We start from the raw sequence: 15,295 nt of genomic DNA on the forward strand, positions 1-15,295 counted from the left end.
CTTAATCATTTACCCTAAAATTTTTCAGTTATTCATTTAAGCAGAAAAATTACTAACTTCACAAGACCTTAAAAACCAAATTATTATGAAAAAATTATTTTTTATTTTCATGGCGTTTTCTTCTGGTCTATTTTGTGCGCAAAACATTATACTCGAAGATTTCGCGAGTGGTTTCAGCAGTCCCGTAGAGATTGCCCATGCCAATGACAGCAGACTTTTTGTGGTCCAGCAAAATGGCCTCATTAAAATCGTTCAGCCGAACGGTACGGTGAACGCCGCAAATTTCATTAATCTAAGTTCCAAAATCACTTTCAGTGGCGAGCGCGGACTTTTGGGTCTGGCTTTTCATCCACAATACAGTACAAACGGTTATTTTTTCGTGTACTATAACAATCTTGCAGGAAATATCACTCTTGCACGATATACGGTGAACAGTACAAATCCTGATAGTGCTGATTTGAGTTCTGAAAAAATTCTGCTGAACATCACCAAGCCTTTTGAAAATCATAATGGTGGAAGTATTCATTTTGCACCCGACGGTAATTTATGGATTTCGACGGGCGATGGAGGAAGCGGTGGTGATCCGAACAACAACGCCCAAAATAAGAATTCTCTGCTCGGAAAAATGTTGCGCATCAATGTAAATTCTACGGGAAATTATGATATTCCAGCAGACAATCCTTTTGTAAATATTGCAGGTGCCGATGAAATCTGGTCTTACGGACTGCGAAATGCCTGGAAATTCTCATTTGATCTAACAGCAGGAAACGCAATGATCGCCGATGTTGGTCAGGGATTGTTTGAAGAAATTAATAAAATGCCTGTCATTCAGGGTGGAATCAATTATGGCTGGAGATGTTATGAAGGAAATAACGCCTACAACACTTCCGGTTGTGCACCTGCTGCAACAATGACTTTTCCACTCGCAGTTTATGATCATTCCGGTGGAAAATGTTCCATTACGGGCGGCTACGTTTATCGGGGAACGAACTATGCTGCTTTTGAAGGGAAATATTTTTTTGCGGATTACTGTTCGAAGCAGATCGGTTTACTAAATTCTGATAATTCGATTGTTTGGACTCCAGCTTTCGCGGGAAATAATTTTGCCACTTTCGGGGAAGATTATCAAAAAGAATTATATGTCGCAGCAGTGAACAATGGAAAGATTTATAAAATTAAAACTACTTCGCTTTCCACCGGAAATAGTTCTCAAGATAAAATTCAGATCTATCCAAATCCTGCCTCGGACAAAATTTATATGAAGGGTCTGAAAACGAAAATAAATACTGCAGAATTAATCAGTGCAGACGGACGAAAAGTTTTAGAAGCACCAATAAACGAAGATGGAAGCATCGATGTTTCAAAATTAAATACAGGCGTTTACTTCCTCAATGTAAAATCGGAGGGTTTAAAAGTTTATTCACAAACAGTCATCATTAAATAGAAAAAGTGTTCGATTTCTTAAAGATTTTTCAATTGACACTAAAGGATATTTTAAAGTGCAGTTACATTTTCACTCCAAATAAATAGCCTACAAAAGCAGATAATCCCATCGCAATTGTTCCCCAAACTGTCACTCTTATTATAGCTTTTGCGATGCTTGAACCGCCTGTTTTTGCAGCAAGAGCACCCAAAATCATTAGAGAAATTATGGTAAATCCATACAACCAATATTCCATTTTCGAAAGTGGTGCAAAAAGCACGACTAAAAGGGGCAAAACGCCACCTGCAATAAAGGAAGTCCCAGAAGCCAAAGCTGCCTGAATGGGATTCGCCTGACTGATTTCGTTAATTCCCAGTTCATCACGAACATGAGCTCCCAAAACGTCGAATTCTGTTAGTTCCAGAGCAACGATCATTGCAGTTTTTTTCTTCAATCCTCTTTTCTCATAAATTTGAGCCAGCATGTGCAATTCCTCTTCCGGCATTTCTTCGAGCTCCTGTTTTTCTCTTGCGATGTCGGCAGTTTCGATATCGGTTTGGGAACTCACGGAAACATATTCGCCCGCCGACATTGATAAAGCACCTGCGACTAAAGCAGCAACGGTTGCTAAAACAATAGGTTCTAAAGTTGTACTTGCCGCGGTGACGCCGATCGCCAAACTTGAAACTGAAATTATTCCATCGTTTGCACCTAAAACAGCGGCTCGAAGCCAGTTGCTTTTATGAATATAATGGGAATCTAAATAATTGTCGATGTTCGTCATTTGATTGTATTTGATAATGATCTTACGCTTAAATATTCTGCGTAAGGATTACAAGCGTAATTATCGTCCTGTAACCGTACTAATTTTGATGTTGAATTTCAGCATTTTTAAAGAGGTTGGTCGCAAAAAAAAATAATTTTATTAAAATTACTTCTTTATCTTAAATTAACTTTCAAATAGAAAAATAATTTAGTGCGGTGGTTCAATAAAATTGCATTATCTATCCTTCTTCAGTAAGGGAAATCTTTATTAGAAAAAATTTATGTTCTTTCTATTAGGAATTTTATTTACTGACGATCTACCTTTTTCAAGCAGTCTTTTATCATTTTTACCGCTTCATCAATAATTTCTTTTTTTGTTCTGAAGGCTAAAATCGCAATTCTGATCACGAATCGATTTTCAATTATTGAGGAACTCAGAAACACAGATCCATCCGCGTGAATCGCGTCCATCAACTGTTTATTTTTCAGATCGGCATCGGTTTCAAAAGGATACCAAAAATAACTTACCGACAAATCCGGTTCCGGACCTAAACAAAAACCAAGTTCTGCCAATTGATTTCTAAAATAATGCACCAACAACAGTTTTTCCTCCAGACAAGCGATAAACGGTTCTACTCCATGCATCTGCAAAGGCAACCAAACCCGTAACCCTCGAAAATGCTTGGTTAATTCCGGAGAAATATTAGCGGGACTTTTCAACATTTCTTCATTCGCACCGTCCTGCATATAATTCGCTGTGTAATAATGGGAATGCAAAACGGCTGCGCTGTCTTTTATTAAAACCGCACCAACGCCGTACGGGAGAAATAAACCTTTGTGCGGATCAATGATCAAAGAATCGGCTTTTTCAATTCCGCTAAAAAGTTCTTTTCTGGAGGTCATTATGAAAAATCCTCCGTAAGCAGCATCTACATGAAACCACATTTTATTTGCTTTAGCGATGTCTGCAATTTCATTTAAAGGATCAACTGCACCAGTATCGGTAGTTCCGGCGGTCGCAACCACCATAAAAGGTTGAAGTCCCGCCGCAATATCTTGTCTGATCAGTTCTTCTAAAGAAGCCGTTTTAATTTTATGATGATCATCTAAGGAAATATATCTGATGATCACATCTTCCAGACCAATAATGCGTAAGGCTTTCTGGGTCGAATGGTGAACCTGCTCGCTTAAATAAACCACGTTTTTTGTAATGAATTCATTTTTAACCTGATGCTTGTCTCGAGCTGCCGTAAATGCGATCAAGGTAGAAATAGAACCTCCGGAAGATAAACATCCAGCAGAGTTTTCCGGAAATGAAAATAAGGTTTTTAACCAGTTAATAAATTCATTTTCGATGGTGGCTGCACCAGGTGAAGCATAATGTACACTGGCAAAAGGGTTGGTGATCGCCGCAATAAAATCTGCAAGTGCAGCAGTAAAAATGCCACCGCCCGGAATATAACCCAAGTGCTTTCCGGAGGCAGCGTTAATTCCGGTTTCGACAACTTGCGTTTGATACAGTTCCAGAAGTTCAGGCAGCGATCTTTTCTGATTGGTTATTTCTAAGGAAGTAACTTCTTTTTCCTGAAAAGCCTTAACCGTGCTTAATCCGTCGATAAAACGATTGGTATAATCAGTTACGGTATTTAACAAATCTAAACGCTCGTTTTGCGGAGTTTGAAGTTGTTGACTTATTTCGTTCAGTTCGCCAAGTTTCAAGAGGATTTCGTCGGTGTTCACGTTTAAGTCTTAATTTAGAAGTTGATTAATTTAGATGGAAAAGAGGAAGAAGAGGAGATTAATTTTGATCTAATCTAAAGGCAATCTCGTCGTTATTGCAATACGGTTCCCACCATTGATCGCGACTACTGCCATAATTACGGCACTTAATTCAAGTGGTGTTAAAAGATTTTCAGCCTCTTGATAAATTTCATCTGGAACATGACCATTTGTAATTAAAGTCATGGCTTCTGTTAAAGCTAAAACTGCTCTCTCTTTTTCGGTAAAAAGTTCTGTTTCGCGCCACGCGTCTAATAAAAACAATCGCTGCGGTGTTTCTCCCAGTTTTATGGCGTCTCTTGTGTGCATATTTAGGCAGTAAGCGCAGCCATTAATTTGGGAAGCTCTCGTTTTAATGAGCTCATAGAGATTTTTATCCAAACCACTTTGTGCTAGATATTTCTCCAGGCCGATCATGGCTTCGTATGCTTTAGGATCTAATTTTGAGATATTTATTCTGGATTCCATTGGTTTACAGTTTATAGATTATTGCGAAAAATATTTGAGTTTAGCGTGACAAAATTAGTCAAAAACGCAGGAGAAAAGCGAGGGTTTTCTATATTTTCACAAGAGTGATCCTTGAAAGTACAATCCTATTTCTCGCTCTTAGCAAGCTGCAAGTGAAGTCCAATTTAAGTAATAAAGAAAACAAGAATAGAACAAAAGTTTGGTAATTGAAATCTATTTAAGATTCAATAGTTGAAGTTAAAAATTAACCTGCAACGACTAAATTTACGAATTGGAGTTCGTCGTTTTTCCACTCAAAGATCCATTGAAAACTGTACTCAAGGTTTCGATCACTCGGATAAAAATCATGCTTAAATTCTGAACCGCCTTGATTTCCATATTTCACCGTGCATTGTTTTTCATCTGTTTCTAATTCAAAAACGCGCACAATATTACCGTTATCGATAATCACTTTATATATTCCACTATTCTTTGACCAATTAATATCTTCAAGATCAATGTATTGTAAATTTTTTTTTAAAGTATCTAAATCAACTCTTTTGGAATCAAATTTAAATTTGGAAAGCAGCGTTGTATGATCGCTCGTAACAACTGCATTCTTAAAAAGAACCAAATTCGACATTCGTTTGTCGCGACTTTTTTTCAAATCAGTGGTCTTTTCCTGTAAAATTTTAATATTGGCTTTTTCAGTAGCAGAATATTCAATTTTATTATTATTATCACTAATTGTTTGATACCATTTTTGATTTTCAAAATAAGATGAAATCTCCGGATTTTTAAACTGATACCCTTTCCTCGCAAAAAGATCATTGGCTAAAAAACGAAGCTGATCAATACTTAAATCAGCTATTTGATCTTGTGACAACACCTTTGCAGAACAGATCGAACAGTCTTTCAAAGTCTGCGAATTTGCCAGAAACCCGAGCAAAAATAACAGAAAAAGAAGGTTTTTTTTCATAAAGCTTTTTTTATTATTTCTTTTCTAAAATTTTCCTTTTCTGAATTTTCGATACCCTTATTATTGTTATCATTGCCAGCAAAAATGCAGGTATGAGAGATTTTGTAATAGTATAATGGATTTCGCTCCCAAAACCGTAAGAACTCCAGGACGATTCTCGATCTACGAAAATAGTGTAATTCCAATAAAACCAGATCAAAATCAGCAACATAAAATTAATGCTTTTGTTGATGTAGTCATCTTTCACTCTGGAAGTTAAAAATAAAATGAAGACAAAAAAAATGGCGGTCAAAAAAGACATTATTAGCGCATCTTCAACAAACCATGAATCTGGGGAAGAACTGGACATTCGGTTTGAAAGTTCACCCATTGACCAGTAAATTTGTAGAAAAGTAGCGACGAAAACGACAATAATTTGCTTCAAAAATTTTTTAAAATGAAAACCTAAAATATTGTGGTCAATTCTATCCATATTAATTCTCTAAAATCTAATTTTATCCTGCAACTGCTAATCGTAAATATTTTATTCTATTATTTTCGAAAATAAACTGCCACTCATAACTGAATTCATTTTCGGAATGATAATCGGTAAACTCATCTAAGTCTTTAATGATCGCAGAATTGGTCATCCAGTTATAATTAAGCCGAACTTCATTTCCTTCCACAGAAATCCTATAACTGATCTGCACAAAGCCATTATCGATTGAAACTGCATTTAAACCTAGCTTTTTATAGTAATTGATATCGTTTAGATTAATTTTATTTAAGACATCTTTCAGGTATTTCACTTCGTAGTCGCCATCACTTTTTTCGTATTCGAAACCAAAAACTGATTTTAAATTCGTGATATTATTGGCCATAACTAAAGATTTAAAAATTTTTATTTGTGCTGTAATTTCCTTTCGATCAGCTTCTAACTTTAAAGTCTGGTTTTGAAAAATTTTGATATTTTGTTTTTCAACGTCGTTAAATGAAACTTTTTTGTTGTCACCTTTCGAGTGATACCATTTCTTGTTTTCGAAAAATTCCCGAAATCTTCCGTTTTCAAATTCATAGCCGTTTCTCGCAAAAATCTCATTTGTTAGCAACCGAATTTCATCAATACTCAGATCTTTAATTTGATCTGACTTAATAATTTTAACGGAGCAGGTTGAACAGTCTTTTATAGTCTGAGCTCCTAAATTCCCGGACAACATCAAGATCAGAAAGAAGTGAAACAATTTCATAAAAGGCGTTTTTTAAAATGATTTAAGATCACAAAAATGATTAAGACGAAAATTGTTAAACCAGCAATTATTTCCGAGAAAAAGATAAATAAACCGTCGCCTAAACCTTTGCTTTCTCCAAAACATTCAACGTCATTTCCCCAAATCGATTTTCCGATTGCCCCATCTTGGTTGATATTGATACACGCTAAATATTCCGGCACAAAAAGCCCCAGATAAATGAGTAAGAGTGGAATATATAAAATCAGGGAAACGATTTTAATTATTTTGAAAGTCTTTAGTTTTTGTTCTGAAGTCATTATTTCGGATTTTTAGTATTAATATCTACAGACATTTTTTCAATTTCTTGAAGTTTTAGATAGAATTTTTCTTAAAGAAAATGATTATCTAATTCGTGTCAAAACAATTTTTTCCTGAGCTTTTACTATTTTAAAGTTTTCCTCCATTTTATTTTTGATAATTTCTGCAGGTGCTGCACATGTGCCGGTGGTTATAACGCTGTCTGTCATTAATCTTATCTTTTTATTTCCTGTAAATTCATAAGTACCAAATGTCGCCGTAAAGCAGTCGTTTCCACATTCCCAACTGTTATAACTGGTGAATTTTTTGTCGTCCTGAAATTCAACGGCGGAGAAATTCCACATTTGCGCAGTATCGGATTTTAAAGTTAAATTATAAACGGAATCCCTGGGTTCGATCCCAATTAAGCGGTCATCTGCAATTATCCAAGAAGTATTTTTTAAATAATCTGGAAAATTATTTTTAGTTTTAAGAAACGGAATTTTCTTATCATTACACGCAATGATTAAAGTTGCGAACACTATCAGAATTATAAAATCTTTAAGACATTTCATCTTTTTTGGTAGTTCATATTATAATTACAATGCATCAGAAGCTTTTTTATTTCTTCTGATCTCGAAAGTTTCTTCTATCTCATGATTTTTTTTATCTGGATGAAGATATAAGATTTTTTGGATGTTGCAAATCCTTTCATCTTTTAGAAGACTTACCAAAATCTTTACCTGATTTCCGACTTTTATTTCAGAACTGTCAATTAAAACCCAGCCCACATTTTGAAGTTTTTTCTTCAATTGAATCGTATCTGAATCCATAAAATATTCCGCATGATTCGGAACTTTTTTTCTCACTACAATAAACCACTGGGTATCAACCGCGTCTGACTGCAATAATTCAAGAGCTGATTCCATTGTTAAATTTGGATCAAAACAGCTGATAACGTGTGAAAAATATGGATCCAGAATAATTGGTTCTACTATTTTTGGTTTAATGGGCTTCTGATCATGCAAGATTTCTAATGAGGGAGGAATATTTTCGGAAGGTGTAACGGCAAGCGTTTCATTGTTGGATAAGCCAATTCTAGGTGAACTAATTACGCCTGGACTCGTTTTAATCAAGGATATATTGTCTTTTTTTACACAACTATTCAAAAGAAAGATGCAGAGAAAAGCTGAAAAAAATATCCGTAAAAAATTCATCGCTCCAAACTATAATTAAAGACTAATGTAAGGAAATTCTACAATCCAAATCGGAAAAGCTAATAGATAAAATAAACGTCTTTCTCGAATTTAATCTCAGTAAGTTTATAGGGATCGAGGGTTACTTTTTTGAATGCGTATTTGAATTTCTTGATTGATGTTCCTTTACTTTTATACTCTACATCATCGCAATCGCCTTCAATATCTGTAATAATAACTTGATCGGTAGAAAAATTAATGTCGCAGCGGTGGTCAAAATCGCAGGTATCCCAATACCGATAAATAGATCCTATCAAAAACCAGTCATTTTTCTGGAATCGGAAAATGAGTTTATTACTTTCTGTGCGTCGGCTGTTGTTATATGTTTCCTGTACAATAATTAGCGTATTATTTTTGATCTCTAATTTCATCAAAGGCGTTTTTTCGTCTCCAAAACAAAATCCACAATCTTTGGTATCACGCAGAACAGTTGCATTTTCTTTCCACAACATCAAATCATTTCCATTTTGTTTTAATATGAAAAGTTTCCTTCCATAACTTTTTTTCGCGTCGCTGGTCTGATCAATATTGCAAACTAAAACAGTTTCTTCAACGCCGTCTTTATCAAGATCTCCTTTGATTCTTTTAACGACCGTACAGTTTTTAGGCAAACTAAATTTTTGCGCATTCAGGAAGATCGAGCAAATTGAAAATAGCAAAACGGTGATGCTCTTCATTAATTTTCGTTTTTAATATCCTAATCTTTTTATTCTTTTTTCACCTCGGCTGCATTTGTAAATGAGGAGGTCGAATTTGGATTGTCTTCGGTAAATCCTGTAAATCCCCTTTTAGCAAATTATCAATCTGATATAGTTCTGTTAACTGTTTTTTTTTCCAATTTTTCTTAGATCAATATTATCAAAAACGGAAGTCATATATTCGGTGCCGTCATATAAATATTGAAGCCGGTGGTTACAGGTCGAAATGATCAGTAATTCTTTCTCCAGATCTTCATCTGCATTGGCGAAAAATACACTTTCAATTTCTGTATCTACGTTATCATCCTGAAATTTAGTAACCAAAACCTTTCTATAATTATTATTTTCCTGCGGAATCAGCAGATGACATTCTACAAACTGCCGGTCATTTTTGTACTCATCATCTTCCACACATCTTGTTTCATAAAAAGCGATAATTACGTTTTTTACTTTCCAAAAATTCGACTCAATAACCTTATGAACAATTTTGGAATTTGACGGTTTGTATTTTTCTGCAACTTCAGTCGGACTTAAAATTGAAGGAGCAACGCGCTCTGCCTTCGTAATACTTGCTTTTTTCGGGACATTTTGATCCGATTTCTTACAAGAAATTAATACTGAAATTGTAATTATGAGAATGGTTAATGGCTTCATTTTATTAATTAAGAATTCGAAAATAGTATTATTCAAAAATTTCCTTTTCTTTATTCCAGAGGAAAACTTTCTCTGTTCGATTGAGGTACTTTCCATAAGTTTTGCTAAAATATTCTGGCGCGGACATGTAGTTTTCTTCAAATGATACTTCTATATTTTTCCCGGATTTTGGCAATTTGATGGTGAATTGCGCCTGCTTTAAATCCTCAATAATATTATTTGGAACGTTAGCCTTTGTAAACTGTCCCAATAATTTTCCCAGAAACGAATCGAAATTTGAGGAGTAATTTTTTAAATATCCGTTGTTAACAAGTGAAATTTTTCCTTCTTTAAATTCATAAAATTTAAAATTGCTTTGGGAAAAACCACCGTTACTGCCTGCAATTTCTGAAACTGCAACTAACTTTTTATACTTTAAATTCCACATCGCTATTTCCCAGATCTGATAGCCGGATTGTCCTTCTGTGTATGATAAAGACATTTTGATATAGCCTTTATTTTTATCAATTTCAATGGAATAGGCAATGTCGGCAATAGCAAAACCGCCGCTATTGAGCAGTTTTTGTTTCTGTTTTATAGTTAAATTGCCGAGATCTTTTGAGGGGATTTTATAAAAAAGATCGACGATGCTTTGGGAAGGGAAAAACCCAACCAAAAACAAAATCATAAAAAAGGATGCTAATTTTCTCATCTTCAATAGTTCAGTTATTAAAAAGATTTTCTTCCTCTTGCTTTCAGGATTTTATATTTTTCCTTTTGAAAAAGTCTTGCACAGATTCCCGAAAATTCATAATGCGTTTCAATACCAAAATTTTCCAAATTAATGGTTTTCATTTTAATTTTTGTTCTAATTGTCGGAATTTTTACAGATTCACCTTCCTCATTATTACCCAGATAATCATAAAAATTCCAGTTCCCAATATAATTGGAAGTAAGGAGATTAATGGAAGATTCGCCAGCGCCGTCGTTCGCAGCATTTCCAAATTCATATCTACTCATTCCTATCAACTGGATTTTTTGGGTCGTTTTGTTATATCGAAACTGATTGGTGTTACCAGCTCGCATCCAATTCACTATAAATGAAAAGCCATCTTTCGAAATTATTACTCCCGACTGATCATTCCCTTCACCCAGGCTTTTACTTTTAGTTGGAATAAAATTTTGAGTCGATAATTCGCAAACGATTTTCTGTTCAATAGAATCAACGTAAACACGATCACTGATTCCATCAAAATCAAGATCTTTATTAATCATTTTTTGAGCAAAAATGAATGATATATTTAATAAGATCAAGGAAAGCGATATTATAATTTTCATCTGCCGTAAATAGATTTATAAAATGTGTAAAAAGATGATTACAATGTTTTAAGGTTTTTTTAGGTTTGAGTTAAAATAATTGTGAATAAAACTTGAGGTAACTAAAATATTAAAAAATATACTGATATTTTAAATCTTATTGTTACAGAGTAAGTAATTTATTGATTGATGAAAAATTCTCAAATTATCTTTTTTCGCGCTTTTTCAAAATTTGCTTCAAGACTTTTTTGTATTCAGAATCGTAGGGGTAGCTTCCGTTTTCTCCTTCGCCATCTTCTATAATAAATCCATAATCTTTCACCTGGTCATCGAGAATTTCATAAATAGAATTCCAGTTTCTGCCAGACATTACATAATTATCAATCAGATTATAATCCGGTAAAAAATGAGGATTTTTAATGGTTTCAAAATCTTTTATTTTAGTGACCTGATTCGTAGCAGTATCGATTTTGTAGAGATAATACGTTAAATTACTGCGAACGTCTGAAATATTTTGAATGAGAATATCCGGAATTCCGTCATTGGTAAAGTCTTCGAAAAGAACCTCGTCAAAATGTCGCTGTATTGAATCGCGATAAATTTCTTTTTCGCCATTGGATTTTAATTCAAACAGTTGAAAAATGGAGTTATAATCACCTTCAAAATAACTTTTCTCCTCAGAAAAATTGGTGATCAGGAATTTATACTTTTTATTTTTATAGAGCGAATCGGTGAAAACCTGCGTGTTTCCGAATTCGTCATATCGCGGCTCGTAATTTTTCGAAGTTGGTTTTTCATTAAATTCTGCTGCTGCACTTTTAACCTCAAAAACAGTTGTTTTCTCTTCTGTATGAGCACTTTTACAGGAGAAAATAAAAACGAAAAATAATACATTAAAAAAAAATATTGTTTTCATAAGTAATAAGGTTACATAAAAATCATTTTTTCAAGTCAATTTTCAAGGACTTCAAAATATCCTCCTGAGTATCATAAGTAATTACTAATCTGTTATTTTTAACTTCCATTTTTGTGAATTGATTTTCTGGAATCGCATAAACCAACTTTTCATTAAATGGAACTTTAATTATTTTTTGAGTGTCGATAAAATAGACAATAATGTGATCAGAATCCGGTGACAAATAAACTACAAATTCATATTCATAAGCGTGCGGATATTCCATCCGAATATCAGTATCGATGCAGATCAGCTGGTTAAATTCTTTTAATTTCTTACCTGAATTTTTATCGATTAAAACGTAGGAACAAGGGCCGGTTGCACCACAACCTGTGCGGAAAAGAAGACTGGACTTATATTCCTTAATGAGATGAAATCCCAGCCGATATTTGAGCGCAAAGTTACCGACGTCAACTTCATCGATCTTGATTTTCTTATTTTTATGTTCTAAAGTGAGCCAGATTTTTTCGCAGTTGTATTGCCAGTAGAGTTTTGCACCATTATTTAAAATCTTGGTTTCGCAGGAAGTTGTGGATTCGTTCATTTCCGGACTTTCTGCACAGAAACATTGTTTTTTCTGAGCAAAAGAAATGAGAGTAGCAAAAATAAAAACTACTGAAAAAAATTTAGACTTCATTTACTTTGATATAATTAGATTGTTATGTTTTAACATCCTTTGTAATTCCAAAGATTACTTTCGCCGTTATCATCGATGATTTTGAGCCAACCTTCAGATTTATATTCTAAATTTTTATCATCACTTAAATCGGTATTGCAGGGATGTTCGCGGTATTTTGTGATTTTTACTTTGCACCATTGTCCGGAAACTTCGCTGGTCAGTTTGATCTCAAACAAATCTCCCCGCACCGACCCTATAATTTCACCGGTAATGTTCGGCTCTTTTCTAAGTTTTAATCCAGGCTCGTTTGCATAATAACCTAAAACAGTTTCGCTGTTTTTAATCAAGTGATCGCGCCAAATTACTGCCTCAAAACCCTGTTTTTGCAACGCCGAAATTTTCAGCCAAACTTCGGAATTGGGCACCTTAATTTTCACAAAACCATCCTTCGAATCGATGTATTTTAAGGCGCTAATCTCATATCCTACTTCATTTATATTTTCTAACTCTACTTTGCCTTTATCCGTTATTAAATAGATGTGATAAAGAACTTGATCATCATTTTTCACATTCCCCACCCTGGCAATTTTTCCGATGATTTTTCCACCAGGTTTGTCATAAGCTACGAAACCTTCAGGCGGAGAAAGTACGCAGCAAAATTTTTCAGGATACTGCGGGACGCTTATTTTAGGAAGAATTAAGCCCCGATTAAAATTTTGACTGGAAAATGAAATAATATACAACAAAGTCAAAAAAAGCAATATTTTCTTAGCGTATTTCATCTTTAAAAATTTATTAAATATTATTCGAACTTCTAATAAATAAATTACTTCAGTTCAATCTCAAAATAGCAAACATCTGCATCTTGGTAATGTTTCTGCAATCCAGTAGAATCTTTCAACCTTTTCATTCCTAAAAATTGAAAACCACACTTTTTATAATGATTGATTAAGCGATCATTTTGTCCGCAAGTGTCCATTCTGACAAATTTTTTGTTTTGCTTTCTAACAAAGTCCTTGGACCAATCTGCAATTATTTGCACAAAATTATTTCCTTTAAAATCTGGATTTGTAGCGATGCGGTGAAGATAGATCGCATCATTGTTCTCTTTCTCTTCCCAAATCTGCGCATCGTTATAAGTGATCGCCCAGATGCAGGCGATTTTATCATCGATAACTATTTTGAATTGTCTGTTTTCCAGAACTTCTGTTGTAATAAAGTCGAGATCGAATTCTGGCCAGATGTTTCCGGGAAATTTAATTTTTTGATAGTCAGTTGCTAGTTTGTAGAGTCTGAATATTTCGGGAATATCATCAATTTTACTATTGGAAATGATCATAGAATACGGATTTTTAAATGTCTTTATTTTCCTAAAGATACTTAAATCTCCGCTAAGATTAAGATCAAATTAATGCTGTGATTAGACAGAAAAATTCCATAAAAAAAAGCGACTCTTTCAAGTCGCTTTATAATTTATATCGTCATCGAAAAAATCCTCGTTTCAGGTTTATTTCGCAGCATTCTTAAATCAAAAGTCATTGCGACATTCCTTGTAAACGCGCGACCTTTGTCAGTAATTTTTATGGTGTCTTCGGAGATTTCTACCAAACCGTCGGTTTGCATCTCTTCCAAAGCTTTTAATGAATTTTCAATTTCGGGGAAGCTGGTTTGTAAATCCCAGGATGTTTCTAAACGGCACATTAAATTAAGAATATGTTTCCTAATAACAAGATCTTCTTCATTTAAAACATGACCTTTAACAACAGGAATAATGCCTGAGTTTACGATCTTCTGATATTCTTCGACGCTTTTATTACTCTGCGCAAAAGCATACCAGGAATCAGAAATTGCCGACATTCCCAAACCAACCATTAATTTGGTTTTACTGGAGGAATAACCCATGAAATTACGGTGAATATCGCCGGAAATCATGGACTGATACAAGTCATCGTGCTCTAAGGCGAAGTGATCCATTCCAACCTCAATATAACCTAACTCTTCCAATAATCTCTTACCGTTTTCGTAAAGCTTTCTTTTTTCTTCGCCACTTGGCAGATCATTTTCATCGAAACCTCTTTGTCCGACGCCTTTGATCCAGGGAACGTGAGCGTAAGAATAAAAAGCCAAACGGTCGGGTTTTAATTCCAAAGTCTTGCGGATCGTATATTCCATTTTCTCCCAGGTATGGAATGGAAGACCAAAAACCAGATCGTGAGAAACGCCTTTGTAACCAATCTCTCTTGCCATTTCAGTAACGTTTTTCACATTTTCGAAAGGCTGAATCCGGTTGATTGCTTTCTGAACTTGAGGATCGTAATCCTGCACGCCAAAACTTGCCCGGCGGAAACCTAAATCATATAATGTCTGCAAATGTTCCCGCGTTGTATTGTTCGGATGTCCTTCAAAGGAAAACTCTGGATTTTCGGCGATTACTGCTTTTGAAAAAATACCTTCCAGCAGCATTTTTAAGTTTTCCGGTGCGAAAAAAGTTGGAGTTCCACCACCCAGATGCAGTTCTTTAATTTTTGGAGTTCTTCCGAAAACTTTAATATATAGATCCCATTCTTTCAAAACACTTTCCAGATAAGGAGTTTCAACAGAATGATTTTTCGTAATTCTTTTATGACAGGCACAGAACGTACACAATTTCTCGCAAAAAGGCAGATGTATATAAATGGAAATCCCTTCGGAATCGTTGGTTTCATTAAAAGTTTTGAGGACAGACTGTTGCCATAAATCACCACTGAAACTGGCATCGTCCCAGAAAGGAACGGTTGGGTAAGAAGTATAACGCGGTCCCGGAATATTATATTTATCGATTAAAGAATTCATTTCTAGCTAAATTTTTACATAGATTTCTGAAATTCACTTTGAAATTTCATTTTGCAAAAATACGAAATTTGTTAGGAGTGCTAAAAT

19 protein-coding genes are annotated in these 15,295 nt (G+C 34.5%); 1 reads left to right on the plus strand and 18 read right to left on the minus strand.

Annotated features, from left to right (window positions below; genetic code table 11):
- Positions 1 to 85 precede the first annotated feature (85 nt).
- Positions 86 to 1,444: a PQQ-dependent sugar dehydrogenase gene (locus ACZ9HT_RS15865; RefSeq protein WP_476041475.1), complete on the plus strand. Its 1,359-nt coding sequence runs from the start codon at positions 86 to 88 to the stop codon at positions 1,442 to 1,444.
- 61 nt (positions 1,445 to 1,505) lie between these two features.
- Here the strand turns inward: ACZ9HT_RS15865 and ACZ9HT_RS15870 are convergent, their stop codons facing one another.
- The 18 genes from ACZ9HT_RS15870 to hemN all read right to left on the minus strand — a co-directional run bounded on the left by ACZ9HT_RS15870 (position 1,506) and on the right by hemN (position 15,208).
- Entirely contained in the window at positions 1,506 to 2,207 is a 702-nt protein-coding gene (locus ACZ9HT_RS15870; RefSeq protein ID WP_476041476.1) for a VIT1/CCC1 transporter family protein, read from the minus strand.
- 287 nt (positions 2,208 to 2,494) lie between these two features.
- Positions 2,495 to 3,928: a pyridoxal phosphate-dependent decarboxylase family protein gene (locus tag ACZ9HT_RS15875; protein WP_476041477.1), complete on the minus strand. Its 1,434-nt coding sequence runs from the start codon at positions 3,926 to 3,928 to the stop codon at positions 2,495 to 2,497.
- 69 nt (positions 3,929 to 3,997) lie between these two features.
- On the minus strand, positions 3,998 to 4,435 hold the full coding sequence (locus tag ACZ9HT_RS15880) for a carboxymuconolactone decarboxylase family protein (protein WP_476041478.1): 438 nt from the start codon (positions 4,433 to 4,435) through the stop codon (positions 3,998 to 4,000).
- A 244-nt stretch (positions 4,436 to 4,679) separates the two neighbouring features.
- Positions 4,680 to 5,393 (minus strand): YARHG domain-containing protein, encoded by a 714-nt coding sequence (locus tag ACZ9HT_RS15885; RefSeq protein ID WP_476041479.1) that lies wholly within the window; start codon positions 5,391 to 5,393, stop codon positions 4,680 to 4,682.
- A gap of 13 nt (positions 5,394 to 5,406) precedes the next feature.
- Positions 5,407 to 5,865 carry a hypothetical protein gene (locus ACZ9HT_RS15890; protein WP_476041480.1) on the minus strand — a complete coding sequence of 153 codons (459 nt, stop codon included), beginning with the start codon at positions 5,863 to 5,865 and terminating at the stop codon, positions 5,407 to 5,409.
- 22 nt (positions 5,866 to 5,887) lie between these two features.
- Complete coding sequence (locus ACZ9HT_RS15895; protein ID WP_476041481.1) at positions 5,888 to 6,619, minus strand: YARHG domain-containing protein; 732 nt, start codon at positions 6,617 to 6,619, stop codon at positions 5,888 to 5,890.
- Positions 6,616 to 6,918, minus strand: a complete 303-nt coding sequence (locus tag ACZ9HT_RS15900) for a hypothetical protein (protein WP_476041482.1) — start codon at positions 6,916 to 6,918, stop codon at positions 6,616 to 6,618. Before ACZ9HT_RS15900 ends, ACZ9HT_RS15895 begins: the two co-directional genes overlap by 4 nt.
- An 84-nt stretch (positions 6,919 to 7,002) precedes the next feature.
- Entirely contained in the window at positions 7,003 to 7,440 is a 438-nt protein-coding gene (locus ACZ9HT_RS15905) for a hypothetical protein (protein ID WP_476041483.1), read from the minus strand.
- Positions 7,441 to 7,497: 57 nt separating this feature from the next.
- Positions 7,498 to 8,034, minus strand: a complete 537-nt coding sequence (locus ACZ9HT_RS15910; RefSeq protein ID WP_476041484.1) for a hypothetical protein — start codon at positions 8,032 to 8,034, stop codon at positions 7,498 to 7,500.
- Positions 8,035 to 8,174: 140 nt separating this feature from the next.
- Positions 8,175 to 8,831, minus strand: a complete 657-nt coding sequence (locus ACZ9HT_RS15915; protein WP_476041485.1) for a hypothetical protein — start codon at positions 8,829 to 8,831, stop codon at positions 8,175 to 8,177.
- 141 nt (positions 8,832 to 8,972) lie between these two features.
- Entirely contained in the window at positions 8,973 to 9,506 is a 534-nt protein-coding gene (locus ACZ9HT_RS15920; protein ID WP_476041486.1) for a hypothetical protein, read from the minus strand.
- Positions 9,507 to 9,534: 28 nt separating this feature from the next.
- The gene (locus ACZ9HT_RS15925) at positions 9,535 to 10,197 is read right to left on the minus strand and encodes a hypothetical protein (protein ID WP_476041487.1); all 663 of its coding nucleotides are present in this window, start codon (positions 10,195 to 10,197) and stop codon (positions 9,535 to 9,537) included.
- A gap of 17 nt (positions 10,198 to 10,214) precedes the next feature.
- Positions 10,215 to 10,760, minus strand: coding sequence for a hypothetical protein (locus ACZ9HT_RS15930; protein WP_476041488.1), 546 nt, complete (start codon positions 10,758 to 10,760; stop codon positions 10,215 to 10,217).
- A gap of 247 nt (positions 10,761 to 11,007) precedes the next feature.
- Positions 11,008 to 11,718 carry an XAC2610-related protein gene (locus ACZ9HT_RS15935; RefSeq protein ID WP_476041489.1) on the minus strand — a complete coding sequence of 237 codons (711 nt, stop codon included), beginning with the start codon at positions 11,716 to 11,718 and terminating at the stop codon, positions 11,008 to 11,010.
- A 22-nt stretch (positions 11,719 to 11,740) separates the two neighbouring features.
- Positions 11,741 to 12,394: a hypothetical protein gene (locus ACZ9HT_RS15940; RefSeq protein WP_476041490.1), complete on the minus strand. Its 654-nt coding sequence runs from the start codon at positions 12,392 to 12,394 to the stop codon at positions 11,741 to 11,743.
- 29 nt (positions 12,395 to 12,423) lie between these two features.
- The gene (locus tag ACZ9HT_RS15945; RefSeq protein WP_476041491.1) at positions 12,424 to 13,158 is read right to left on the minus strand and encodes an SH3 domain-containing protein; all 735 of its coding nucleotides are present in this window, start codon (positions 13,156 to 13,158) and stop codon (positions 12,424 to 12,426) included.
- A gap of 44 nt (positions 13,159 to 13,202) precedes the next feature.
- Entirely contained in the window at positions 13,203 to 13,715 is a 513-nt protein-coding gene (locus ACZ9HT_RS15950) for a GNAT family N-acetyltransferase (RefSeq protein WP_476041492.1), read from the minus strand.
- Between the two features lie 134 nt (positions 13,716 to 13,849).
- The gene (gene hemN, locus ACZ9HT_RS15955; RefSeq protein ID WP_476041493.1) at positions 13,850 to 15,208 is read right to left on the minus strand and encodes an oxygen-independent coproporphyrinogen III oxidase; all 1,359 of its coding nucleotides are present in this window, start codon (positions 15,206 to 15,208) and stop codon (positions 13,850 to 13,852) included.
- Positions 15,209 to 15,295: the final 87 nt, after the last annotated feature.

The sequence above is a fragment of the Chryseobacterium sp. UYP7 genome (assembly GCF_056279225.1).